Origin of the sequence: Streptomyces anulatus (assembly GCF_014650675.1) — a bacterium.
In the GTDB taxonomy this organism is placed as follows: domain Bacteria; phylum Actinomycetota; class Actinomycetes; order Streptomycetales; family Streptomycetaceae; genus Streptomyces; species Streptomyces anulatus.
The window spans coordinates 110,139-131,808 of record NZ_BMVK01000001.1 but is presented as its reverse complement, the minus strand read 5'-3'; the positions used below and the strand labels follow the sequence as shown (position 1 = coordinate 131,808).

The 21,670-nt window shown below is 71.9% G+C and carries 24 protein-coding genes; 17 read left to right on the top strand and 7 right to left on the bottom strand.

Annotated features, from left to right (window positions below; genetic code table 11):
• Window positions 1–8 precede the first annotated feature (8 nt).
• Complete coding sequence (locus tag IE272_RS00615) at window positions 9–1,151, top strand: amidohydrolase family protein (RefSeq protein WP_050358180.1); 1,143 nt, start codon at window positions 9–11, stop codon at window positions 1,149–1,151.
• An 81-nt stretch (window positions 1,152–1,232) separates the two neighbouring features.
• Here IE272_RS00615 and IE272_RS00610 read toward each other — a convergent pair whose 3' ends face one another.
• The 3 genes from IE272_RS00610 to IE272_RS00600 form a co-directional block, all read right to left on the bottom strand.
• Window positions 1,233–2,219 carry a COX15/CtaA family protein gene (locus IE272_RS00610; RefSeq protein WP_056706265.1) on the bottom strand — a complete coding sequence of 329 codons (987 nt, stop codon included), beginning with the start codon at window positions 2,217–2,219 and terminating at the stop codon, window positions 1,233–1,235.
• A gap of 87 nt (window positions 2,220–2,306) precedes the next feature.
• Window positions 2,307–3,074, bottom strand: coding sequence for an ABC transporter permease (locus IE272_RS00605; protein ID WP_056706263.1), 768 nt, complete (start codon window positions 3,072–3,074; stop codon window positions 2,307–2,309).
• Window positions 3,071–3,997: an ABC transporter ATP-binding protein gene (locus IE272_RS00600; RefSeq protein ID WP_190006030.1), complete on the bottom strand. Its 927-nt coding sequence runs from the start codon at window positions 3,995–3,997 to the stop codon at window positions 3,071–3,073. Before IE272_RS00600 ends, IE272_RS00605 begins: the two co-directional genes overlap by 4 nt.
• A gap of 136 nt (window positions 3,998–4,133) precedes the next feature.
• On the opposite strand from IE272_RS00600, the gene IE272_RS00595 reads away from it, so the two are divergent.
• The 9 genes from IE272_RS00595 (at window position 4,134) to IE272_RS00555 (ending at window position 11,166) form a co-directional block, all read left to right on the top strand.
• Window positions 4,134–4,877 (top strand): helix-turn-helix transcriptional regulator, encoded by a 744-nt coding sequence (locus tag IE272_RS00595; protein WP_050358183.1) that lies wholly within the window; start codon window positions 4,134–4,136, stop codon window positions 4,875–4,877.
• Window positions 4,874–6,295, top strand: a complete 1,422-nt coding sequence (gene sufB / locus IE272_RS00590) for a Fe-S cluster assembly protein SufB (protein WP_057661932.1) — start codon at window positions 4,874–4,876, stop codon at window positions 6,293–6,295. The genes IE272_RS00595 and sufB overlap by 4 nt, the downstream gene beginning before the upstream one ends.
• Before the next feature lie 99 nt (window positions 6,296–6,394).
• Window positions 6,395–7,576: a Fe-S cluster assembly protein SufD gene (gene sufD / locus IE272_RS00585; RefSeq protein ID WP_007448474.1), complete on the top strand. Its 1,182-nt coding sequence runs from the start codon at window positions 6,395–6,397 to the stop codon at window positions 7,574–7,576.
• Entirely contained in the window at window positions 7,576–7,893 is a 318-nt protein-coding gene (locus IE272_RS00580) for a bifunctional 3-phenylpropionate/cinnamic acid dioxygenase ferredoxin subunit (protein ID WP_003969893.1), read from the top strand. The genes sufD and IE272_RS00580 overlap by 1 nt, the downstream gene beginning before the upstream one ends.
• Before the next feature lie 7 nt (window positions 7,894–7,900).
• Window positions 7,901–8,665 carry a Fe-S cluster assembly ATPase SufC gene (gene sufC, locus IE272_RS00575; protein WP_018957647.1) on the top strand — a complete coding sequence of 255 codons (765 nt, stop codon included), beginning with the start codon at window positions 7,901–7,903 and terminating at the stop codon, window positions 8,663–8,665.
• Entirely contained in the window at window positions 8,662–9,930 is a 1,269-nt protein-coding gene (locus IE272_RS00570; RefSeq protein WP_056706262.1) for a cysteine desulfurase, read from the top strand. The genes sufC and IE272_RS00570 overlap by 4 nt, the downstream gene beginning before the upstream one ends.
• Window positions 9,931–9,940: 10 nt before the next feature.
• Window positions 9,941–10,396, top strand: a complete 456-nt coding sequence (sufU, locus tag IE272_RS00565) for a Fe-S cluster assembly sulfur transfer protein SufU (RefSeq protein WP_063886126.1) — start codon at window positions 9,941–9,943, stop codon at window positions 10,394–10,396.
• Window positions 10,393–10,731, top strand: coding sequence for a metal-sulfur cluster assembly factor (locus IE272_RS00560; RefSeq protein WP_007448467.1), 339 nt, complete (start codon window positions 10,393–10,395; stop codon window positions 10,729–10,731). The genes sufU and IE272_RS00560 overlap by 4 nt, the downstream gene beginning before the upstream one ends.
• 69 nt (window positions 10,732–10,800) lie before the next feature.
• The gene (locus tag IE272_RS00555) at window positions 10,801–11,166 is read left to right on the top strand and encodes a VOC family protein (protein WP_056706260.1); all 366 of its coding nucleotides are present in this window, start codon (window positions 10,801–10,803) and stop codon (window positions 11,164–11,166) included.
• Between the two features lie 22 nt (window positions 11,167–11,188).
• Here IE272_RS00555 and IE272_RS00550 read toward each other — a convergent pair whose 3' ends face one another.
• Window positions 11,189–12,178, bottom strand: a complete 990-nt coding sequence (locus tag IE272_RS00550; RefSeq protein WP_190006029.1) for a DUF7847 domain-containing protein — start codon at window positions 12,176–12,178, stop codon at window positions 11,189–11,191.
• Between the two features lie 290 nt (window positions 12,179–12,468).
• Between IE272_RS00550 and IE272_RS00545 the strand changes: the two genes are divergently transcribed.
• Both IE272_RS00545 and IE272_RS00540 read left to right on the top strand, forming a co-directional pair.
• Window positions 12,469–12,795, top strand: a complete 327-nt coding sequence (locus tag IE272_RS00545; RefSeq protein WP_050358187.1) for a DMT family transporter — start codon at window positions 12,469–12,471, stop codon at window positions 12,793–12,795.
• Window positions 12,795–13,358, top strand: coding sequence for a TetR/AcrR family transcriptional regulator (locus IE272_RS00540; RefSeq protein WP_190006028.1), 564 nt, complete (start codon window positions 12,795–12,797; stop codon window positions 13,356–13,358). Before IE272_RS00545 ends, IE272_RS00540 begins: the two co-directional genes overlap by 1 nt.
• A 22-nt stretch (window positions 13,359–13,380) precedes the next feature.
• Here the strand turns inward: IE272_RS00540 and IE272_RS00535 are convergent, their stop codons facing one another.
• Window positions 13,381–14,295, bottom strand: a complete 915-nt coding sequence (locus tag IE272_RS00535; protein WP_190006027.1) for a winged helix-turn-helix transcriptional regulator — start codon at window positions 14,293–14,295, stop codon at window positions 13,381–13,383.
• A 130-nt stretch (window positions 14,296–14,425) separates the two neighbouring features.
• Between IE272_RS00535 and IE272_RS00530 the strand changes: the two genes are divergently transcribed.
• Together IE272_RS00530 and dapD are read left to right on the top strand one after the other, a co-directional pair.
• On the top strand, window positions 14,426–15,670 hold the full coding sequence (locus tag IE272_RS00530) for an MFS transporter (protein WP_190006026.1): 1,245 nt from the start codon (window positions 14,426–14,428) through the stop codon (window positions 15,668–15,670).
• Window positions 15,671–15,680: 10 nt separating this feature from the next.
• A complete protein-coding gene (gene dapD, locus IE272_RS00525) occupies window positions 15,681–16,679 on the top strand; it encodes a 2,3,4,5-tetrahydropyridine-2,6-dicarboxylate N-succinyltransferase (RefSeq protein WP_032790801.1) in 999 nt (332 codons plus the stop codon).
• A 5-nt stretch (window positions 16,680–16,684) separates the two neighbouring features.
• On the opposite strand, the gene IE272_RS00520 is transcribed toward dapD, so the two are convergent.
• Window positions 16,685–17,569 (bottom strand): 4-hydroxy-tetrahydrodipicolinate synthase family protein, encoded by an 885-nt coding sequence (locus tag IE272_RS00520; protein WP_050358191.1) that lies wholly within the window; start codon window positions 17,567–17,569, stop codon window positions 16,685–16,687.
• Between the two features lie 115 nt (window positions 17,570–17,684).
• Here IE272_RS00520 and IE272_RS00515 point away from each other — a divergent pair, with 115 nt between their 5' ends.
• Complete coding sequence (locus IE272_RS00515; protein WP_078961213.1) at window positions 17,685–18,398, top strand: DUF4232 domain-containing protein; 714 nt, start codon at window positions 17,685–17,687, stop codon at window positions 18,396–18,398.
• Here the strand turns inward: IE272_RS00515 and IE272_RS00510 are convergent.
• Window positions 18,367–19,188, bottom strand: coding sequence for a phosphodiesterase (locus tag IE272_RS00510; protein WP_190006025.1), 822 nt, complete (start codon window positions 19,186–19,188; stop codon window positions 18,367–18,369). The genes IE272_RS00515 and IE272_RS00510 overlap by 32 nt on opposite strands.
• A 163-nt stretch (window positions 19,189–19,351) precedes the next feature.
• Between IE272_RS00510 and IE272_RS00505 the strand changes: the two genes are divergently transcribed.
• Window positions 19,352–20,068: an antibiotic biosynthesis monooxygenase gene (locus IE272_RS00505; RefSeq protein WP_190006024.1), complete on the top strand. Its 717-nt coding sequence runs from the start codon at window positions 19,352–19,354 to the stop codon at window positions 20,066–20,068.
• 122 nt (window positions 20,069–20,190) lie between these two features.
• A complete protein-coding gene (locus IE272_RS00500; RefSeq protein WP_190006023.1) occupies window positions 20,191–21,663 on the top strand; it encodes a hypothetical protein in 1,473 nt (490 codons plus the stop codon).
• Window positions 21,664–21,670 lie beyond the last annotated feature (7 nt).

Sequence of the window (21,670 nt, the reverse complement as noted above, 5' to 3'; positions counted from 1 at the left end):
GAGCCCGGATGACCGACACCGTTCCCGTGGCCGACCTGGTCGACCAGAACTGCCACGGCGTCCTGCGCACCGAGCTGGGTCTCGGCACCTTCGAGGCCCGGCTCGGTGCCGCCCGCGCACCGGCCGCCCCCGGCACCACCCTTTTCGACACCCAGACCGGGTTCGCCGTACGCCGCTGGTGCCCGCCCCTGCTCGGGCTCGAAGCACACTGCCCGCCCGCCCACTATCTGGCCAGACGGCGTGAACTGGGTGTCGCCGAGACCTCCCGCCGCCTGCTGCGCGCCACCGGGGTCTCCGCCCACCTCGTCGACACCGGACTCCCCGGCGACCTCACGGGACCGGCCGAGATGGCCTCGGCGGCCGGGTCCGAGGCCCGTGAGATCGTCCGTCTCGAAATCCTCGCCGAACACGTCGCCGACACCTCGGGCACCGTCGACGCCTTCCTCGTCAACCTCGGCGAGGCCGTCCACACCGCCGCGTCCTCCGCGGTGGCGTTCACCTCCGGCGTGGCGGTCGCCCCCGTCGGCGGGAAGGCCCCCCGCGTCGCCCCCGAGCCGCCGGGGCCGGTCCGGTTGCGGGCGGCGGCCGGACGCTGGCTGGCCCGGCGCGAGGAGGAGCGCCGGGCCGCCCGCCGGGGCACGGGGGGCCGGGGCGGCGGCGGTGTGCGCGTCGAGCCGGAGCTGCTGGACCATCTGCGCTGGTCGGCGGTGGCCTGCGGGCTGCCGCTGCAACTGCGCCTGGGCGCTGCGGACCCGGCCCGCCTCGCCGACTTCGCCGCCGCGACCGAGGGCCACGGCTGCGACCTCGTCCTCCTGCACGGCTACCCGCACCACCGGCAGGCCGCCGCGCTGGCCGGCCGGCACCCGCACGTCTACGCCGATCTGGGGACCGTACCGGCGCGGACCGGGGCGCGGGCGGCGGGCGTGCTGGCGGAGATCATGGAGCTCGCGCCGTTCGGCAAGCTGCTGTTCTCCAGCGGGGCGCAGGAGCTGCCGGAGCTGCATCTGGTGGGCGCGCGGCAGTTCCGCGAGGCGCTCGGGCGGGTGCTGGGCGGCTGGGTCGAGGACGGCGCGTGGACCCGGCAGGACGCGGCCCGGGTCGCCACGATGATCGGCTCGGGCAACGCGCGCCGGGTGTACGGACTGGGGTGAGGAGCCGGAACGCGCGAACGAAGAAGGGGCGGCGGGCCCGGGCCCGCCGCCCCTTCTTCGTTCGCGCGTGGGTCAGGTCCTTCAGACCGCCGTCGCCGGGGTCGTCTCCGGCTGCTCGGCGGACGGGCCGGGCAGCGGGGCGGGCGCGTCGTCGCCGCGCTCGCGCATGCTCAGCACGAGCCGGATCACGGCGATCCACAGGATGGCCGAGCCGAACATGTGCACGCCGACGAGGATCTCGGGGACGTCGCTGAAGTACTGGACGTACCCGATCGCGCCCTGGGCGAGCAGCACGACCAGCAGGTCGCGGGCGCGGGCCCGGGCGTCGGCGGGCGCGTCGACCACTCGCAGGGCCAGCCACATCGCGATGGCCAGGGCGCAGACGACCCAGGCGGAGATGGCGTGCACATGGGCGGCGGCCGACCAGTCCCACGGCATGCGCGGTACGTCGCTGCTGTCGCCGGCGTGCTTGCCGGAACCGGTCACCGAGGTGCCCAGGACGATCAGGACCACGGTGGTCGCCACGATCGCCCAGGCGAGGCGCCGCACCGGCAGCGGAGTCCGGGGGCGCGGCGGGCCGTCGCCCTCGCCGACCCGCACCCAGGTGATCACGGCGACCGCGAGGAGCGCGTTGGCCAGCAGGAAGTGCCCGGCGACCGTCCAGGGGTTGAGGCCCGCCCAGACCGTGATCCCGCCGAGGACGGCGTTGCCCAGCACGATCCAGAACTGCAGCCAGCCCAGCCGGGCGAGCTTGCGGCGGCGCGGCTTGACCGCGCTGATGGCGATGATCGCCCAGCCGACCGCGGCCGACAGGACGTAGGTCAGCATCCGGTTGCCGAACTCGATCGCGCCGTGCAGCCCCTGTTCGGGCGTCGCGAACAGGCTGTCGTCGGTGCACTTGGGCCAGGTGTCGCAGCCGAGGCCCGAACCGGTGAGCCGGACGGCCCCGCCGGTGACGATGATGAAGACGCTCATCATGACGGCGGAGAGCGCGGCGCGCTTCACCACCTTGGTGGACGGCGTCCAGCGCTTGGCGATGAGGGAGATGGGGGTTTCCACGCGGACCATCGTAGGACGGGGCTTGTGCATGATTTCACGAGGGGGTGGGTTCGTACCCGGTTGCCCGGACACGTCCAGCCGTACGGCCCCGGTGGCCTACTCCCAGCGGAAGAACTTCGCCGCGGCGCCGAGCCCCAACACCGCCCACACCGCGAGGATCCCGGCCTCGGCCCACGGCATCGACGCACCGTGCTGGAGGACGTCCCGCAGCCCCTCGGAGAGCGCCGACACGGGCAGCAGCCCCAGCACCGACTGCGCGGCGTCCGGGAACTTGTCCAGCGGCACGATGACCCCGCCGCCGACCAGCAGCAGCAGGAACACCAGGTTGGCGGCGGCGAGCGTCGCCTCCGCCTTGAGCGTCCCGGCCATCAGCAGCCCGAGCCCGGAGAACGCGGCGGTGCCCAGGACGAGGAGCAGCAGCACGGAGAGCGGGTTGCCCTCGGGCGACCAGCCGAGCGCGAGGGCGATCGCCGTCAGCAGCACGATCTGGAGCACCTCGGTGACCAGCACCGACAGCGTCTTCGCGGTCATCAGCGCCCAGCGGGGCAGCGGGGAGGCCGCGAGCCGCTTGAGGACCCCGTAACGGCGTTCGAAGCCGGTGGCGATGGCCTGGCCGGTGAAGGCGGTCGACATCACGGCGAGTGCCAGGATGCCCGGGGCCAGGAAGTCGACCGACGCGCCCGAGCCGGTGTCCACGATGTCGACCGCGCTGAACAGCACCAGCAGCAGCGTCGGGATGATCACCGTCAGCAGCAGCTGCTCGCCGTTGCGGAGCAGCATCCGGGTCTCCAGCGCGGTCTGCGCGGCGATCATGCGGGGGAGCGGGGCCGCGCCGGGGCGCGGGGTGTACGTACCGGCGCTCATGCGCGCAGCTCCTTGCCGGTCAGTTCGAGGAAGACGTCCTCCAGGGTGTGCCGCTCCACCGAGATGCCCTCGGGCATCACGTCGTGCTGGGCGCACCAGGAGGTCACCGTGGCCAGGAGCTGCGGATCGACGGACCCGGTGATCCGGTACGTCCCCGGCAGCGGTTCGGCGGCCCCGGAGCCGTCGGGCAGCGCCTTGACGAGGGAGCCGAGGTCGAGTCCCGGGCGTCCGGTGAAGCGCAGGGTGTTCTCCGCGCCGCCCCGGCAGAGCTGCTCCGGGCTGCCCCGGGCGATGACCCGGCCCGCGTCGATGATCGCGACGTCGTCGGCGAGCGCCTCGGCCTCGTCCATGAAGTGGGTGGTCAGCACCACGGACACCCCGTCGGCGCGCAGCTCGCGCACCAGGTCCCAGGTGGAGCGGCGGGCCTGCGGGTCGAGCCCGGCGGTCGGCTCGTCCAGGAAGACCAGCTCGGGCCGTCCGACGACCGCCATGGCCAGCGAGAGGCGCTGCTGCTGGCCGCCGGAGAGCCGCCGGTAGGTGGTGCGGCCGCAGTCGGCGAGGCCGAGGCGTTCGATCAGGGCGTCCACGTCGAGCGGATGGGCGTGCAGTTTCGCCATATGGCGGAGCATCTCGTCGGCGCGTGCCCCGGAGTAGACGCCGCCGGACTGGAGCATCACCCCGACCCGGGGGCGCAGCCGCTCCGCGTCGGCGACCGGGTCGAGTCCGAGGACCCGTACGGTGCCGGCGTCCGGGCGGCGGTAGCCCTCGCAGGTCTCGATCGTGGTGGTCTTCCCGGCGCCGTTCGGGCCGAGGACGGCGGTCACCGCGCCGGTCGCGACCACCAGATCGAGGCCGTTCACCGCGGTCTTCGTGCCGTACCGCTTCACCAGGCCCTTGACCTGTACGACGGGCTCGTTCTCCATGGCGCACCAGTCTAGGCAGGGTCCCGGAGCGGGCGGCCCCCGGGGCCAGATTAGGTAACCCTAAGTGACGAACCGCACCGTAGATCGTTCCGGACCGTGGTTGTCAGAGCTGAATGAATTACGCAACAATGGTGTTGTGAAATACGACGGACGGGCTCCCCAGGAGGAACTCGCGACCGGTGAGCGCTCGACGCGCAACCGGGTCGCGCGCTCCATCCTGGACCACGGCCCCTCCACGGTCGCGGATCTCGCCAAGCGCGTGGGCCTCACCCAGGCCGCCGTCCGCCGTCACCTGGACGCCCTCGTCTCCGACGATGTCGTCGAAGCCCGCGAACAGCGGGTCTACGGGGCGCGGACCCGTGGCAGGCCCGCCAAGGTGTTCGCCTTGACGGACTGCGGCCGGGACGCCTTCGACCAGTCCTACGACAAGCTGGCCGCCGACGCCCTGCGCTTCATCGCCGCTTCCGGGGGTGACGAGGCGGTGCTCGCCTTCGCCCGCGCCCGGATGGCCGCGGTGGGCGAGGCGTACCGCGCCGTGGTCGAGGCCGCGGAGCCCGAAGGGCGCACCGAGGCCCTGGCCAAGGCTCTGTCGGCCGACGGGTACGCTGCTATGGCGCGAAGCGCGCCGGGCCCGCAGCAGGGCGAGCAGCTGTGCCAGCACCACTGCCCGGTGGCGCATGTCGCCGAGCAGTTCCCACAGCTGTGCGAGGCGGAGACGGAATTCTTCTCCAGCCTCCTCGGGACCCATGTGCAGCGTCTGGCCACCCTCGCCCACGGCGATGGCGTGTGCACGACCTACGTGCCGCGAAGTGGCCACGCAGCACCCCCACAGACCACCCATTCAGCATCTGCAAGCACGGCCGGGAGGAACCCCGCATGACGCTCCCCACGGAGACTGCCCACCCTGAGCTCGAGGGTCTGGGTACGTACGAATTCGGCTGGGCCGACTCCGACGCGGCAGGCGCGGCGGCGAAGCGCGGTCTGTCCGAGGCTGTCGTCCGCGACATCTCGGAGAAGAAGAACGAGCCCGAGTGGATGCTGAAGCTCCGGCTCAAGGGCCTCAAGCTCTTCGGCAAGAAGCCCATGCCGAACTGGGGCTCCGACCTGTCGGGCATCGACTTCGACAACATCAAGTACTTCGTGCGGTCCACGGAGAAGCAGGCGGCCTCCTGGGAGGAACTGCCCGAGGACATCAAGAACACGTACGACAAGCTCGGCATCCCCGAGGCGGAGAAGCAGCGCCTCGTCGCCGGCGTCGCCGCGCAGTACGAGTCCGAGGTCGTCTACCACCAGATCAACGAGGAGCTGGAGGCGCAGGGTGTCATCTTCATGGACACCGACACCGCGCTGAAGGAGCACCCGGAGCTCTTCAAGGAGTACTTCGGCACCGTCATCCCCGTCGGTGACAACAAGTTCGCCTCGCTGAACTCGGCCGTGTGGTCCGGCGGCTCGTTCATCTACGTGCCCAAGGGCGTCCACGTGGACATCCCGCTCCAGGCCTACTTCCGTATCAACACGGAGAACATGGGTCAGTTCGAGCGGACGCTGATCATCGTCGACGAGGACGCCTACGTCCACTACGTCGAGGGCTGCACCGCCCCGATCTACTCCTCGGACTCGCTGCACAGCGCCGTGGTCGAGATCATCGTGAAGAAGGGCGGCCGCTGCCGCTACACGACCATCCAGAACTGGTCGAACAACGTCTACAACCTGGTCACCAAGCGGGCCGTGGCCTACGAGGGCGCGACCATGGAGTGGGTCGACGGCAACATCGGCTCCAAGGTGACCATGAAGTACCCGGCCGTCTACCTGATGGGCGAGCACGCCAAGGGCGAGACCCTGTCCATCGCCTTCGCGGGCGAGGGCCAGCACCAGGACGCCGGCGCCAAGATGGTCCACATGGCCCCGAACACCTCCTCCAACATCGTCTCCAAGTCGGTGGCGCGAGGCGGCGGCCGTACGTCCTACCGCGGTCTGATCGAGATCGGCGAGGGCGCGCCGGGCGCGAAGTCCAACGTGCTCTGCGACGCTCTGCTCGTCGACACGATCTCCCGCTCGGACACCTACCCCTACGTCGACGTCCGCGAGGACGACGTGTCGATGGGCCACGAGGCGACCGTCTCCAAGGTCTCCGAGGACCAGCTCTTCTACCTCATGAGCCGCGGACTCACCGAGTTCGAGGCCATGGCGATGATCGTGCGCGGCTTCGTCGAGCCGATCGCGAAGGAGCTGCCCATGGAGTACGCCCTGGAGCTCAACCGGCTGATCGAGCTGCAGATGGAGGGTTCGGTCGGCTAGGTCCTCGCCCGAGGACCACCGGGACGGCCGTTCGCGGCCGTCCCCGCCCCACCGAATCCCCCGAGTTCTTGACTTAAGAAAGCGAGCACTACGACAGCCATGGCTGAGGCTCAGAACACTCCGGCGGGCTCCACCACCGCCGGCTCCATCGCGGTGGCCGCCGAGTCGACCGTCGCCACCCGTATGAGCGCACCCCCGTCCTTCGACGTCGCGGACTTCCCCGTCCCGCACGGCCGTGAGGAGGAGTGGCGCTTCACACCGCTGGAGCGACTGCGCGGGCTGCACAACGGCACCGCCGTCGCCACCGGCAGCGGGGTGAAGGTCGCCATCGAGGCCCCCGAGGGCGTCACGGTCGAGACCGTCGGCCGCGACGACTCCCGGCTCGGCAAGGCCGGCATCCCGGTGGACCGGGTCGCCGCCCAGGCGTACAGCTCCTTCGAGCAGGCCTCGGTCGTCACGGTCGCCAAGGAAGCCGTGCTCACCGAGCCGATCCGGATCGCCGTGCACGGAGAGGGCGGCGTCGCCTACGGCCACCAGCTCATCCAGCTGGGCGCCTTCGCCGAGGCCGTCGTCGTCATCGACCACACCGGTGACGCGGTGCTCGCCGCCAACGTCGACTACGTGCTGGGCGACGGCGCGAAGCTGACCGTCGTCTCCGTGCAGGACTGGGACGACACGGCCGTCCACGTCGGCCAGCACAACGCGCTGGTCGGCCGGGACGCCTCGTTCAAGTCGATCGTCGTCACCTTCGGCGGCGACGTCGTGCGCCTGCACCCCCGGGTGGCCTACGCGGCCACCGGCGGCGAGGCGGAGCTCTTCGGCCTGTACTTCACCGACAAGGGCCAGCACCAGGAGCACCGCCTCCTGGTCGACCACAACACCCCGCACTGCAAGTCCAACGCGGTGTACAAGGGTGCACTCCAGGGCGACGGCGCGCACGCCGTCTGGATCGGCGACGTCCTCATCCAGGCCGCGGCCGAGGGCACCGACACCTACGAGATGAACCGGAACCTCGTCCTCACCGACGGCGCCCGGGTCGACTCCGTACCCAACCTGGAGATCGAGACCGGCGAGATCGTCGGCGCCGGCCACGCCTCGGCGACCGGCCGCTTCGACGACGAGCAGCTCTTCTACCTCCAGTCCCGCGGTATTCCGGCCGAGGAGGCCCGCCGTCTCGTCGTGCGCGGCTTCTTCGCCGAGCTGGTCCAGCAGATCGGTCTGCCGGACGTCGAAGCGCGCCTCATCGAGAAGATCGAGGCCGAGCTGAAGGCGTCCGTCTGATGTCCTTCGTCAAGGCCTGTGCGCTGAGTGAGCTGGAGGACGACACCCCGAAACGGGTGGAGCTCGACGGCACACCCGTCTCCGTCGTCCGCACCGAGGGCGAGGTGTTCGCGATCAACGACATCTGCTCGCACGCGAACGTGTCCCTCTCGGAGGGCGAGGTGGAGGACTGCGCGATCGAGTGCTGGCTGCACGGATCGTCGTTCGACCTCCGCACCGGCAAGCCGTCCGGCCTTCCCGCGACGCGCCCCGTCCCCGTATACCCCGTAAAGATCGAAGGGGACGATGTGCTCGTCTCCGTCACCCAGGAGTCCTGAGTCACCCATGGCAACGCTTGAAATCCGCGACCTGCACGTCACCGTCGAGGCCGACAACGCCACGAAGGAGATCCTCAAGGGCGTCGACCTGACCGTGAAGCAGGGCGAGACCCACGCCATCATGGGCCCCAACGGGTCCGGCAAGTCCACCCTCGCGTACTCGCTCGCGGGTCACCCCAAGTACACGATCACCAGTGGCACGGTCACCCTGGACGGCGAGGACGTCCTGGAGATGTCCGTCGACGAGCGGGCCCGCGCCGGCCTGTTCCTCGCCATGCAGTACCCGGTCGAGATCCCCGGTGTCTCGGTCTCCAACTTCCTGCGCACCTCCGCCACCGCCATCCGCGGCGAGGCCCCCAAGCTGCGTACGTGGGTCAAGGAGGTCAAGGAGACGATGGCCGGGCTCCAGATGGACCCCGCCTTCGCCGAGCGCAACGTCAACGAGGGCTTCTCCGGCGGTGAGAAGAAGCGCCACGAGATCCTCCAGCTGGAGCTCCTCAAGCCGAAGATCGCCGTCCTGGACGAGACCGACTCCGGCCTGGACGTCGACGCGCTCAAGACCGTCTCCGAGGGCGTCAACCGGGTCCGCGAGACCGGCGAGGTCGGCACCCTGCTGATCACGCACTACACCCGCATCCTGAAGTACATCAAGCCCGACTTCGTGCACGTCTTCGCCAACGGCCGGATCGCGGCCTCCGGCGGCGCCGAGCTGGCCGACCAGCTGGAGAACGAGGGCTACGAGGCCTACACGAAGGGTGGCGCTTCCGCGTGACTGACGCCCGACAGGGGCTCACCGGCCTCCTCGACACCGAGGCGATCCGCAAGGACTTCCCGATCCTGGACCGCACGGTCCACGACGGCAAGAAGATCGTTTACCTGGACTCCGCGGCGACCTCGCAGAAGCCGCGTCAGGTCCTCGACGCGCTCAACGAGTACTACGAGCGGCACAACGCGAACGTGCACCGCGGCGTCTACACGATCGCCGAGGAGGCCACCGCGCTGTACGAGGGCGCCCGCGACAAGGTCGCCGCCTTCATCAACGCACCCAGCCGCGACGAGGTGATCTTCACGAAGAACGCCTCGGAGTCGCTGAACCTCGTGGCGAACATGCTCGGCTGGGCGGATGAGCCCTATCGGGTGGACCGCGAGACCGAGATCGTCACCACGGAGATGGAGCACCACTCCAACATCGTGCCGTGGCAGCTGCTCTCGCAGCGCACCGGCGCGAAGCTGAAGTGGTTCGGCATCACCGACGACGGCCGGCTCGACCTCTCGAACATCGACGAGATCATCACGGAGAAGACGAAGATCGTCTCCTTCACGCTGGTCTCCAACATCCTGGGCACGGTCAACCCGGTCGAGCAGATCATCCGCCGCGCCCAGCAGGTCGGCGCGCTGGTCTGCATCGACGCCTCGCAGGCGGCCCCGCACATGGTGCTCGACGTGCAGGCGCTCCAGGCCGACTTCGTGGCCTTCACCGGTCACAAGATGGTCGGCCCGACGGGCATCGGCGTGCTGTGGGGACGGCAGGAGCTCCTGGAGGACCTGCCTCCCTTCCTCGGCGGCGGCGAGATGATCGAGACCGTGTCGATGCACTCCTCGACGTACGCCCCCGCGCCGCACAAGTTCGAGGCCGGTACGCCCCCGATCGCCCAGGCCGTCGGCCTCGGCGCGGCCGTGGACTACCTCTCGGCGATCGGCATGGAGAAGATCCACCAGCACGAGAAGGCGATCACCGAGTACGCGGTGAAGCGTCTCCTGGAGGTCCCGGACCTGCGGATCATCGGCCCGGCGACGGCCGAGGACCGCGGGGCCACGATCTCCTTCACGCTCGGCGACATCCACCCGCACGACGTGGGTCAGGTCCTCGACGAGATGGGCATCGCCGTCCGGGTCGGCCACCACTGCGCCCGCCCGGTCTGCCTGCGGTACGGAATTCCCGCGACGACGCGAGCGTCGTTCTATCTGTACTCCACGCCCGCCGAGGTCGACGCCCTGGTGGACGGTCTGGAGCACGTCCGGAACTTCTTCGGCTGAGGGCTGACTGGTGAAGCTGGAATCCATGTACCAGGAAGTGATCCTGGACCACTACAAGCACCCCCACGGGCGCGGCCTGCGGGACGGCGATGCCGAGGTGCACCACGTCAATCCGACGTGCGGCGACGAGATCACGCTCCGGGTGAAGTACGACGGCGAGACCATCGCCGACGTGAGCTACGAGGGCCAGGGCTGCTCCATCAGCCAGGCCAGCGCCTCCGTGCTGAACGAGCTGCTCGTCGGCAAGGAGCTGTCCCAGGCGCAGAAGATCCAGGACGCCTTCTTGGAGCTGATGCAGTCCAAGGGCCAGCTGGAGCCGGACGACGCGATGGAGGAGGTGCTGGAGGACGCCGTCGCGTTCGCCGGCGTCTCCAAGTACCCCGCCCGGGTCAAGTGCGCGCTGCTGAGCTGGATGGCGTGGAAGGACGCGACGGCCAAGGCGCTGTCCGAAGGGAAGACCGCATGAGCGACAACGAGACCGTGACCATGAAGCCGGCCTCCGAGGAGGAGGTCCGCGAGGCGCTGTACGACGTCGTCGACCCCGAGCTGGGCATCGACGTCGTCAACCTGGGCCTGATCTACGGCATCCACGTCGACGACGCCAACATCGCCACCCTCGACATGACCCTGACGTCCGCGGCCTGCCCGCTGACCGACGTCATCGAGGACCAGGCGAAGTCCGCCACGGACGGCATCGTCAACGAGCTCCGGATCAACTGGGTCTGGATGCCGCCGTGGGGCCCGGACAAGATCACCGACGACGGACGCGAGCAGCTCCGCGCGCTGGGGTTCAACGTCTGATCCGCCCCCCGTCTGACACGCTCCGCGAAGAGCGGTGAACGGCCATGCCCGCCAGGCACACTGGCGGGCATGGCCGTTTCGCTGTACCACATCGCCGTCGACGCTCACGACCTGCCGCTCATGGCCCGTTTCTGGAGCGCGGTGCTGGACTGGCAGGTGCTCTTCGAGCACGAGCAGGAGATCATCATCGGCGCGCACGAGACCGCGCTGCCGGGCATGTGCTTCCTCCCCGTGCCGGAGGGGAAGACGGTCAAGAACCGGCTGCACATCGATCTGACACCGGACGACCAGGCCGCCGAGGTCGAGCGGATTCTCGCGCTCGGCGCCCGGCGGGTGGACGTCGGGCAGGGGCCGGAGGCCACCTTCGTGGTGATGGCCGATCCGGAGGGCAACGAGTTCTGCGTGCTGCGCCCCAAGCGGACCCTGACCGACTGAGCCGGGCTCGGCCCCCGCGTGTTCAGACGGGGGAGGGCGGCGGCGGGCCGTACTGCTCGGGCAGGGTCGCCGCCGCGGCCTCGGCCAGGACCGGGCCCAGGTTCTCCGTGCGCATCCGGAGGTCGACGTACAGCAGGCCGACCATCAGCGGCGGGAAGATCGCCGTGAACAGCTGGGCGATCATCTGGCTGATGAACGACAGCAGGATCAGGCCGCCGAACAGGGCGATGAGCTCCCCGCCGCTCGGGTCGGCGTCCACGTCCGCGGTGTCGAACACACCGGGGAGCATGCCGGCCATCTGGAACGGCATCTGGATCATGTAGCCGATCACGGAGGCGAGTCCGAAGGCGAGCAGCCCGACGCCGAACACCCGCCACCAGCTGCCGCGCACCAGTCGGGCCGAGCGGCGCAGGGCCGCGACCGGGCGCTGCTGCTCGAAGACCACGACCGTGGGGGCCAGGGAGAAGCGCACCCAGAGCCAGATCGCCACGGGGGCGACGACCAGGGTGCCGAGCGAGCCGGCCACGATCAGCGGCACGACGCCGTCCTCGTCGCCCAGCGTGACGGCGTAGACCATCAGCCCGGCGAAGGCGGCCAGGAAGAGCGCCACCGGGATGACCATGATCAGCCCGGTCAGGAACACCGTGCCGATGATGGACCAGGCCCGCGACCAGGCTCGGCGCCACACGGCGCCGAAGCGGATCGGGCGGCCCAGGACGGCTTCCTGGAGGACCACCGGGACCGCCGCCTGCACCACGGCCGACGCCAGCAGGTAGATGATCATGCTGACGAGCATCAGCACACCGAACGCGATGCCCAGCGGGACCAGTTCCGAGGAGTCCGGGGACCCCGGGGAGCTGGAGGTGAGCTCGTCCCAGTGGGTCGCGACGGCGGCGCCGGCGACCACCAGCGCGGCGATCATCACGAGCGTCGCCGCGCCGAACAGCGTCAGGGCCATCCCGATCAGCGGCTTCCAGTACCGCCCGAGCGTCGAGAAGGCGCCGCTGAGCATGTCCGAGACCCTCAGCGGCGCCAGGGGTATCACCCCGGGCTTGGGCGGTGCCGCCGCCCACCCGCCGTTCCATCCCCCGCCCGGTCCCTGCGCGCCCCCGTGGAAGGGCCCCCCACCGTGAGGTGCGCCCCCGTACGGGCCGCCGCCCCACCCTGCGTCCTGCGCCACTGCGTCTCCGTCGTGTCGTCGGCCCGGGCAACGGGCCGTGTGGTCGGTCGGCACACCGTAGCGCCCCCGACGTGGGGAGATTATGTGTACGGCCGTACGTAACGTTGGGTACAGTCGTACACATGGGATACGCATACGGACTTCTGGCCGCCGCCATCGCGGCGGAGGTGGCCGGGACGACGGCCATGAAGTACAGCGAGGGCTTCACCCGGCTCTGGCCCTCGCTCGGCACCGTGGTGGGCTACCTCATCGCCTTCACCCTGCTCGCGCAGACCCTCAAGACGCTCTCCGTGGGCACCGCGTACGCCATCTGGGCCGGCGTCGGCACCGCGGCCGTCGCCCTCATCGGGATCCTCTTCCTGGGGGAGTCCAGCGGCCTGGTCAAGATCGCGGGCATCACCCTGATCGTGGCCGGGGTCGTCGTCCTCAATCTGGGAGGGGCGCACTGATGGTCCGGCGGTACGACCCCGGGCGGCGGACGCGGATCATCGACGCGGCGCTCGCCGTGATCGCGGCCGACGGCATAGCGGGTCTCAGCCATCGCACCGTGGCGGCCGAGGCCGATGTGCCGCTCGGCTCCACCACGTACCACTTCGGCTCCCTCGACGAACTCCTGGTCGCCGCCCTGCGCCGGTGCAACGAGAACTTCGTCCAGGCCCTGCGCGACAGCGGCGCATTCGCGGTGGAGGCCGGGGAGGGCGGGCCGGAGGCCGACCTCGCGGAGGAGCTGACCCGGGTGCTGGACCGGTGGTTCGCGGGCGAACGCGGGGCGATCGAGCTGGAGTACGAGCTGTACCTCGCGGCCCTGCGCCGCCCCGCGCTGCGCCCCGTCGCCGCCGAGTGGGCCGAGGGGGCCGTCGAGCTGCTGTCCCGGCGCACCGACCCGGAGACCGCGCGGGCCCTCGTAGCGCTGATGGACGGGGTCTGCCTCCAGGTGCTGCTCACCGGCGGCACGTTCGACGCGCCCTGCACCCGGGAGATGCTGGCCCGGATCGTGGACGGCGCCGCCTGAGCCGAAGGCCGTGGGCGCGGCCCTAGGCGTTGCCTCGGTCGCCCCAGGGGGTGTCCACCCGGTCCGCCGGGCGGCGGACGGCTTCCAGGGCCTCGCGAACGCTCGCCCCGATGTCCGTGATCGGGTACAGCACTTCGCGGATCGTCCGCTCCCGGTCCACCACCAGCGTCAGTCGCTTGAGCCTGCTCACGCCCGCCGCCCGGAACGTCGGCAGGCGCAGCGCCGCCGTCAGCGCCAGGTCCGCGTCCGAGAGCAACGGGAACCGCAGCCCCTCCTTCTCGGCGAAGGCGCGCTGCTCGTCCGGGCGTTGTGCGGACACCCCGTGCACGGTCGCACCCGCCGCCGTGAACTCGGCCGACTGGTCGCGGTACGTGCACGATTCGAGGGTGCAGCCACGCGCCCCCGGGATCCCCGCCCAGCCCGGCGGGTAGGCGTCGCGGCGGGCGTAGGCGCTGGGGAAGCAGTACAGGACGGTGTACGGGGTGTCGGCGACCGGGTCGCGCGGCTCCCCGTCGTCCCCGGTCAGCAGCAGCTCCGGCAGCCGTGTTCCCTTCAGGGCCCGCACCCGGGCCGCCTCCCGCGAGGCCTCCGTCGTCGTCGCCATCGTCTCCCCTTCCCCCAGCACCCAGGTGTCGCCCCAGTCCTGGAGCGCGATCAGCACGGGCAGCAGGGCCCGGCCGCGTGGCGTGAGGCGGTACTCGTGCCGGACCGGTCGGTCCTGATACGGCTCCCGCGCCAGCACGCCCGCGTCGACCAGCAGCCGCAGCCGTTCGGTCAGCACCTTGCGCGAGACGCCCAACTCCTGCTGGAGCGCGTCGAACCGGTGCACGCCGCGCGCGGTGTCCCGCACGATCAGCAGCGTCCACCAGTCGCCCACGACGTCGAGGGCCTGGGCGATCGAGCAGTCGGCGTCGGCCAGGCTGGTGCGCTGAGGCATGGTCGTCCCTCCGGTTGTGGCCGCTGTCCGCCCCGCCCCGCCGGGGCCTTTCGGTTGACCCCGATGGAATCATGCTGCCATAGTCCGTTCCCATAAGGAACTCACTGGCGATCGTGTGGGGGTGGCGGGGATGGGCATGGTGCGCGGTGTACCGCGGACGGTACGGCTGCTGGCGCTCGGGGCGTTTCTCAACGCCGTCGTCAGCTTCACCTTCGTCTACCTCTTCGTGTACCTCGTCGGGCCGCGCGGTCTGACCGTCACCCAGGCCGGAGTGATCAGCGGCGTCGGCGGCGTCGGCCTGGTCGCGGGGAACTTCACCGGCGGCTGGTTCGGCGACCGCCTCGGCCATCGCCGCGCCCTGCTGACCGGCGCCTGCGTCAGCGGTGCGGCGCTCGTCGTCCTGCCCGCCCTGCCGGTCGCGGCCCTGTACGCCGTGCTCCCGGTCGCCCAGTACGCGGCGGGCGTCGTCCGCGCCGCCAACGCGGCCCTCGTCGCGGTCTCCGTCCCCGAGGGCGGAAGCCGCCGCCAGAGCTTCGCCCTCTTCCGCTTCGCCGCCAACGGGGGCTTCGCGATCGGCCCGCCGCTCGGCGCCCTGGTCGCCACCCGGTTCTCGTACGACTGGCTCTTCGTCGCCGACGGCGTCGGCACCCTGCTCTTCGCCGTCTACGCCGCCCGGATCCTGCCCGCCCGCGGCAGCGCCCACTCCGTGCGCGCCCACGACCCGGACGCCCCGGGCCTCTGGCACGAACTGCGGGCCAGGCCCGCCGTCCTGGTGCTGCTCGCCGCGATCGTCCTGGTCGACCTCGTCTACCGGCAGCAGTACTCCACCCTGCCGGTCTTCCTCGCCGACCACGGGCACTCCACCCAGCTCTACGGTTGGCTGCTCGCCATCAACGGCGGCCTCATCCTCTGCCTCGAACTGCCCGCCGCCCACGCCCTGCGCCGACGTGCCCCGCTCGGCCTCGTCGGCGTCGGGCTCCTGCTCGTCGGGCTCGCGTACGCCATCCTGATCCCCGGCGCGGGGGTGCTCTTCGCCTTCACCATGATGCTCTCGCTGACCCTCGGCGAGATCCTGTACAAGACCCCCGCCACCGCCTACGTCGCCGACCAGGCCCCCGGCCACGCCCAGGGCCGTTTCCAGAGCCTGTACGCCGGCGCCTCGATCAGCGGCCAGGTGCTCGCCCCGCCGCTGGGCGCCGCCCTGTACGCGGCCGCTCCCGCCCTGCTCTGGCCGCTCTGCGCCCTGCTCGCGGCGGGTGCGGGGGTCGCGGTGCTGGCGGCGCGGCGGCTGCCCGTACCGGGGGAGCGGGCGCGGGTGGCGGGGAAGAGGCCGCACGCTGAGACCGGTTCGCCCGAGCGGGCCCCGGCCGGTTAGGTTGCTGTTCATGACCGACACGACTTCCCAGGGTTCTGCCCGCACCACCGGCGCCGTCGCCGCCGGCCTCGCCACCGTCGCCGGTGACGGCACCGTCCTCGACACCTGGTTCCCCGCTCCCGAGCTGACCTCCGACCCCGGCCCGGCCGGTACGACGCGCCTCGGCCCGGACGAGGCCGTCAACCGGCTCGGCGAGGGCGCCGCCAAGGCCCTCGGCGTGGACGCCCGGCGCGGCGTCGAGGTCGTCGCCGTGTCCACGGTCATCTCCTCGCTCGACGACAAGCCGCTCGACGCGCATGACGCCTACCTGCGGCTGCACCTGCTCTCGCACCGGCTCGTCCGGCCGCACGGCCAGAACCTCGACGGGCTCTTCGGGCTGCTCGCCAACGTCGCCTGGACCTCGCTCGGCCCGGTCGCCGTCGACGACCTGGAGCGCGTGCGGCTCAACGCCCGCGCCGAGGGCCTGCACCTCCAGGTCACCTCGGTCGACAAGTTCCCCCGGATGACGGACTACGTCGCCCCCAAGGGCGTACGCATCGCCGACGCCGACCGCGTCCGGCTCGGCGCGCACCTCGCCGCCGGAACCACCGTCATGCACGAGGGCTTCGTCAACTTCAACGCGGGCACGCTCGGCACCTCCATGGTCGAGGGCCGGATCTCCGCGGGCGTCGTCGTCGGCGACGGCTCGGACATCGGCGGCGGCGCGTCCACCATGGGCACCCTCTCCGGCGGCGGCACGGAGCGCATCGTCATCGGCGAGCGCTGCCTGGTCGGCGCGGAGGCGGGCGTCGGGATCGCGCTCGGCGACGAGTGCGTCGTCGAGGCCGGTCTGTACGTCACCGCCGGCACGCGGATCACGCTGCCGGACGGCCAGGTCGTCAAGGCCCGCGAGCTGTCCGGCGCCTCCAACATCCTCTTCCGCCGCAACTCGGTCACCGGCACCGTCGAGGCCCGCCCGAACAACGCGGTGTGGGGCGGCCTCAACGAGGTCCTGCACGCCCACAACTGACCCGTTCAGCAGAGTGCGAGGAGTTCCTCGTACGCCGCACGCAGCCCGTCGGCCGCCCCGCGCCCGGCGGGCTGCAGCGGTTCCCGGACCGGTCCCGCGTCCAGGAGCGCCTTCACGGTGACGGTTCCGGGGAGGCCGCTCGCCATCATCAGTTCGGTGAGGCGCGCCGTGAGCCCGTTGAGCCGGGCCGCCTCGTCGGTGCGGCCCGCGTCGAACGCGTCCAGCGGCGCCCGCACCTGGCGCGGGGCCACGTTCGCGACCGTGCTGACGTACCCCGCGCCGCCCACCGCGTACAGCGGCAGGTTCAGCTCCTCGCACCCCGAGTAGTACGCCAGCGAGGTGCGGGCCATCACCTTCGTCGAGCCGAGCAGGTCGTAGGCGCAGTCCTTCACCGCCACCACGCGCGGGTGCTCCGCCAGCCGCAGCAGGGTCTCCGGTTCGATCCGGGTGCCGGTACGGCCGGGGATGTCGTACAGCATCAGCGGCAGGCCGGTGGAGTCCGCGACCCGCAGGAAGTACGCCTCGACGGCGGCCTGCGGCGGGCGGCTGTAGTACGGGCTCACCACCAGCAGCCCGTCCGCGCCCGCCTCCTCGGCCTCCCGAGCCAGGCGCAGGGTGTGCGCGGTGTCAGGCCCCCCGACGCCGGTGAGCAGCGGCACCCCGTCGCCGACCTCCGCCCGGACGGCCCGCAGCAGAGCGGACTTCTCGGCGTCCGTCGTGGTGGGGGACTCGCCCGTGGTGCCGCTGAGGACGATCCCGTCGCAGCCCTGGGCCACCAGGCGCGCGGCGTGCGCGCGGGCTGCGTCCGGGTCCAGGGCCCCGGTGGCGGTGAAGGGCGTGATCATGGCGCAGAGTGCGCGGCCGAAGGGGCGCGGTGCGGTGGCGGTCATGTCCGAAGTGTCGGCTCCCGGAACCGTGCAGGTCCACTTAGATCTTCTTGGGGTGACCGGCAAGGAACGCTGAAGAGTCCGCGGGAGCGGCGGTGACTCAGGCACCGCTTCTGACATGATCGAACGCACGGACGACGGGCCGCGACGGCAGATCGTGGCGAGGGGTGGGGGCATGGGCAGCGGTGTGTGCGTACGGGTGCGGAGACGGGGCGCTGTCGTGCTGTCGGCGGCGACGCTGACCGCGCTGACCGGCTGCTCCGGCTTCCTCGTCCCGGCCGGCGAGGGCGAACCCGACCCCACACCCTCCGCCTCCGGCCCCGGCATCGTCCGCGCCGAGACGCTGCCCCCGACCCCCGCCCCCGCCTACGGCGCGCCGGAGCGGACCGCCCCGACCTCCGCCCCGCCCGATGAGTGCCCCGCCTCCGGGGCCGTGGTGACCATGGGGGAGGTGCTGACCGCGATGATGAGCCGTGCGGTCGCCCTGACCCTGACCAACTGCGGCTCGAAGCCCTACCGGGTCGACGGCTACCCCTCGGTCCAGGCGCTCGGCGAGGACGGCGAACGCCTCCCGGTGAAGGTCAACCCGGCCGGCTCCCAGTTCGGCCGCGACCACGGCCCCCAGGCGCTCACCCTGAAGCCGGGTGCCACCGTGCGGTCGATGCTCGCCTGGGTCTCCACCCAGGAGGGCGGCGAGCTCGTCATGGCCGACGCCCTGGAACTGGCCGCCGCCCCCGACGCCGGGGCGCGGGTCTACCCGCTGGAGGGGCACGACATCCGGTACATGGACGAGCTGAACGTCACGGCCTGGCGGGCCGAGCTGCCCGAGTGACCGGTCGGGGCAGTCCTTCGGCCTCGCCCACCGGCACGGTGTGGGTGACCCAACCCGTGCCGGGCGGCCCCTCCGGCAGGACGTGCAGCAGGAAGGCCGGGGGCTCGTCGGGGTAGCCGGGGACGCCCTCCCGCAGCACCAGCCCGCTCTGCCGGTACGTACTCGGCGCGACGGCCACCGTGCTGCCCGCGAAGGGCGCCGTGACCGGGCGGTGCACATGGCCCGCCAGCACCCGCACGACCCGGGGGTGCGCGGCTACCACCTCCGCCAGCGCGGCGCCGTCCGCCAGGCGCATCGCGTCCAGGAACGGGATGCCGACCGGAACCGGCGGGTGGTGCAGACAGACGAGGGCCGGTACGCCGGGGCGTCGGGAGAGCTCCCGGTCCAGCCGGGACACCTGCCCGGGACCCAGCCGGCCGCCCGGCGCACCGGCCACCCACGAGTCCAGGACCACGACCGTGAACGCCGGGTGCTCCACCGTGTACGACGTCAGCGTCCCCCCGCCCAGGAAGCGCGTCCCGCCGAACGCGCCCACGAGAGCCTCCGGCACGTCGTGGTTGCCCGTCACCAGGTGCAACGGCAGCGGAAACGCCCCGACCTCCTCGCGCAGGGCCGCGTACTCGCCCGGCTCCCCGCGCTCGGTGAGGTCACCGGTGATCACGACGCAGTCCGGGAGCGGGTCCAGGGCGAGCACCCGGCGCAGGGCGGCCCGCAACCCGGCCGAGCGGGCCGCGGCCCCGGGACCGGTCGTGAGGTGCGGGTCGCTCAGGTGCGCCACGGAGAGGGTCATGTCCCCACCCTTCCCCGGCCGCCACCGGCCGCACCCGACGCCGCTCACGCCGTGGGCGAACGGGCGGGACCCCGGAGGAACGGCCTTGACCTCAAGCGAACTTGAGGTGCCACGGTGGTGTCCGCGACGCACCGACCGGCGCGCGTGAGAAGGGAACACCGCCATGACCGCGCACTTCACCGACCTCCCCGACCCGACCCGGGCCGACGCCCGGCTCGCCAAGGCCAGCACCTGGAACGTCGGTACACAACGGCGGCAGCGAGAAGCCGTCGACGCCATCCGGAAGGCCTGGGAGAACCGGGAATGGCCGCACCCCGGGCTGCTCTCCTACAGCGTCTACGCGGGGGAGGACGGCGCGACCCTGCTGCACTACTCCCAGTGGACCGGCGAACAGGCCTACCAGGACTTCGTACGGGAGGGCCGCGACATCCGCAACGCCGAGATCGACGCCGCCGTCCCCGGCATCGAACGCCTCGAACTGCGCACGTACGAGCTGTACCGCTCCGGCCTCCGGGCCGCGGGCGACACCCGGGAGACCGGCTGCCTCGTCATCGTGGAAGCCGAGTTCGACGGGCCCGACCCGGCCCGCCAACGCGCCTGGGTGGACACCGTGTTCGAGGCGCTCGGCGAAGAGGCCGACCTGCCCGCCGGCGGCATCGCCGCGTACTTCCACGTCAGCACCGACGGCACCCGGGTCATCAACTACGCCGAGTGGGAGAGCGCCGAGCACCACATCGCGGCACTCGCCGCACCCGGGGACGGCGTCGGCTCCCCGTCCCCGCACTGGGAACGGGTCCACCACTACCCGGGCATGACCGGCGGCGGGGGCGTGCACCGCTACACCCCCGCGCTCAGCATGCAGCCGGGCGTGGGCGGATAGGGGCGAGGCGGGCGGTATGCGGTGAAGCGGCGGGCGGCATACGGTGCATTGCGTCTAGGCTTGGGCGGCTGAACCGCGTACGCACTCCGTATGCCCCGAGCACGCACCGAGGAGAACCCCCGATGTCCGCAGAGCGCCCCTCCCTGCCGCCGGTGCGGCTGAACTCCGAGGCCGAACTGGCACGGGACGCGCTCGCCGCTCCGCTGTTCGTCCGCGCCGTCAGGCTCGCCCGGTGGGCGGGCCCGGACACCCGGGTCGGGGCGGGCGGCGAACTCGTCGAGGCCCAGCTGCCCGCGGCCGCCGAGCACCTCGGCCTGCCGGCCGACGAGGACGGCGCCGCGTACGCCAGCGAGGCCTGGCGGCTCGCCGTGGACACCGGCCTCCTCGACGTCACCGACCCCGAGGAGGGTGCGGACGGCGAGACCGAGGGCACCGTCACCACCGGCGAGAACCTGGCCCTGCTCACCGGCGGCTCCCCGCAGGACGTCCTGTCCATCTGGCTCGACGGCCTCGACGCCGTGCACGCCGACGCCACCGCGCCCGTCCTGGACGACTTCGCCGACCTCGTCGGCGAGGACGGCTCGATCGACTTCGACGCCCTGGACTGGGACCCGGAGGCCGAGGCGGAGTTCCTCGACGGCGTCCTCGGCAACCTCTACCTGCTCACCCTCGCGGACAACGGCGCGGGCGAAGGACCGGTCCCGCTGCCCGCCCTCGCCGCGTCGATGATCGTCCCCGACGACATGGGCGAGCCCACCGACGACATCCTGGAGCAGGTGTCCGAGGCGATGATGCGCCTCGACGACCAGTTCCGGCTCCTCGAACCCATCGGGATCGTCGAGTACCACCCGGTCGACGAGGCGTTGCTCGTCGAGGAGGGCGAAGCCGCTGACGCCTCCGCCGCCGGGGCCGACGACGAGGACGTCACCCGGTACGGCATGGTCAAGCTCACCCCCCTCGGCCTGTACGGCATCCGGGCCCGGATGCTGGAGGCCGGGGTGGACGCCCCCGCCGTCGGCGACCTCGCGGGCAAGGGCGCCGACGCCCTCCTCGACGGCCTCGCCCACTACCCGGAGTCCGCCGCCCGCGCCGAGGTCAAGCTCTGGCTCGCGGAGTACGGAACGGGGGGCGCGGTATCCGCGGCGGCCGAGCTGCTGGCCGCCGCGCGCGGCGCGGACGAGGGCGCGCCGCTGCGCCGCCTCCACTGCCAGCAGGCCCTCGCCCTGGCCGGCCCCTCGGCGGAGCCCGCCGTACGCGCGGTGCTCGGCGACCCGGAGCTGGGCGGCCTGGCCCGCGTCTGGCTCGCGGAGCGCGGAGCGGCCGACGTGCCCGCCCCGCCGGAGGACATGATCTTCTGGCTGGCCATCGACACCATCGCCGCCCAACTGGACGCGGACGGCGAACTGGACGAGCTCCAGGGCCTGATCGAGGGGCTCTCCGCGCAGCACAGCGGCTTCTTCGACGAGGTCTGGCGCGTCGACCACCCGGCCACCGCCGACGTGCTGGAGGCCATGGGCCGGCTGCACAGCGACAAGAAGGCCGCCAAGGACGCCCGCAAGGCCGCGTTCAAGGCCCGCTCGCGCGCGGGCGGTTGAGGGGCCT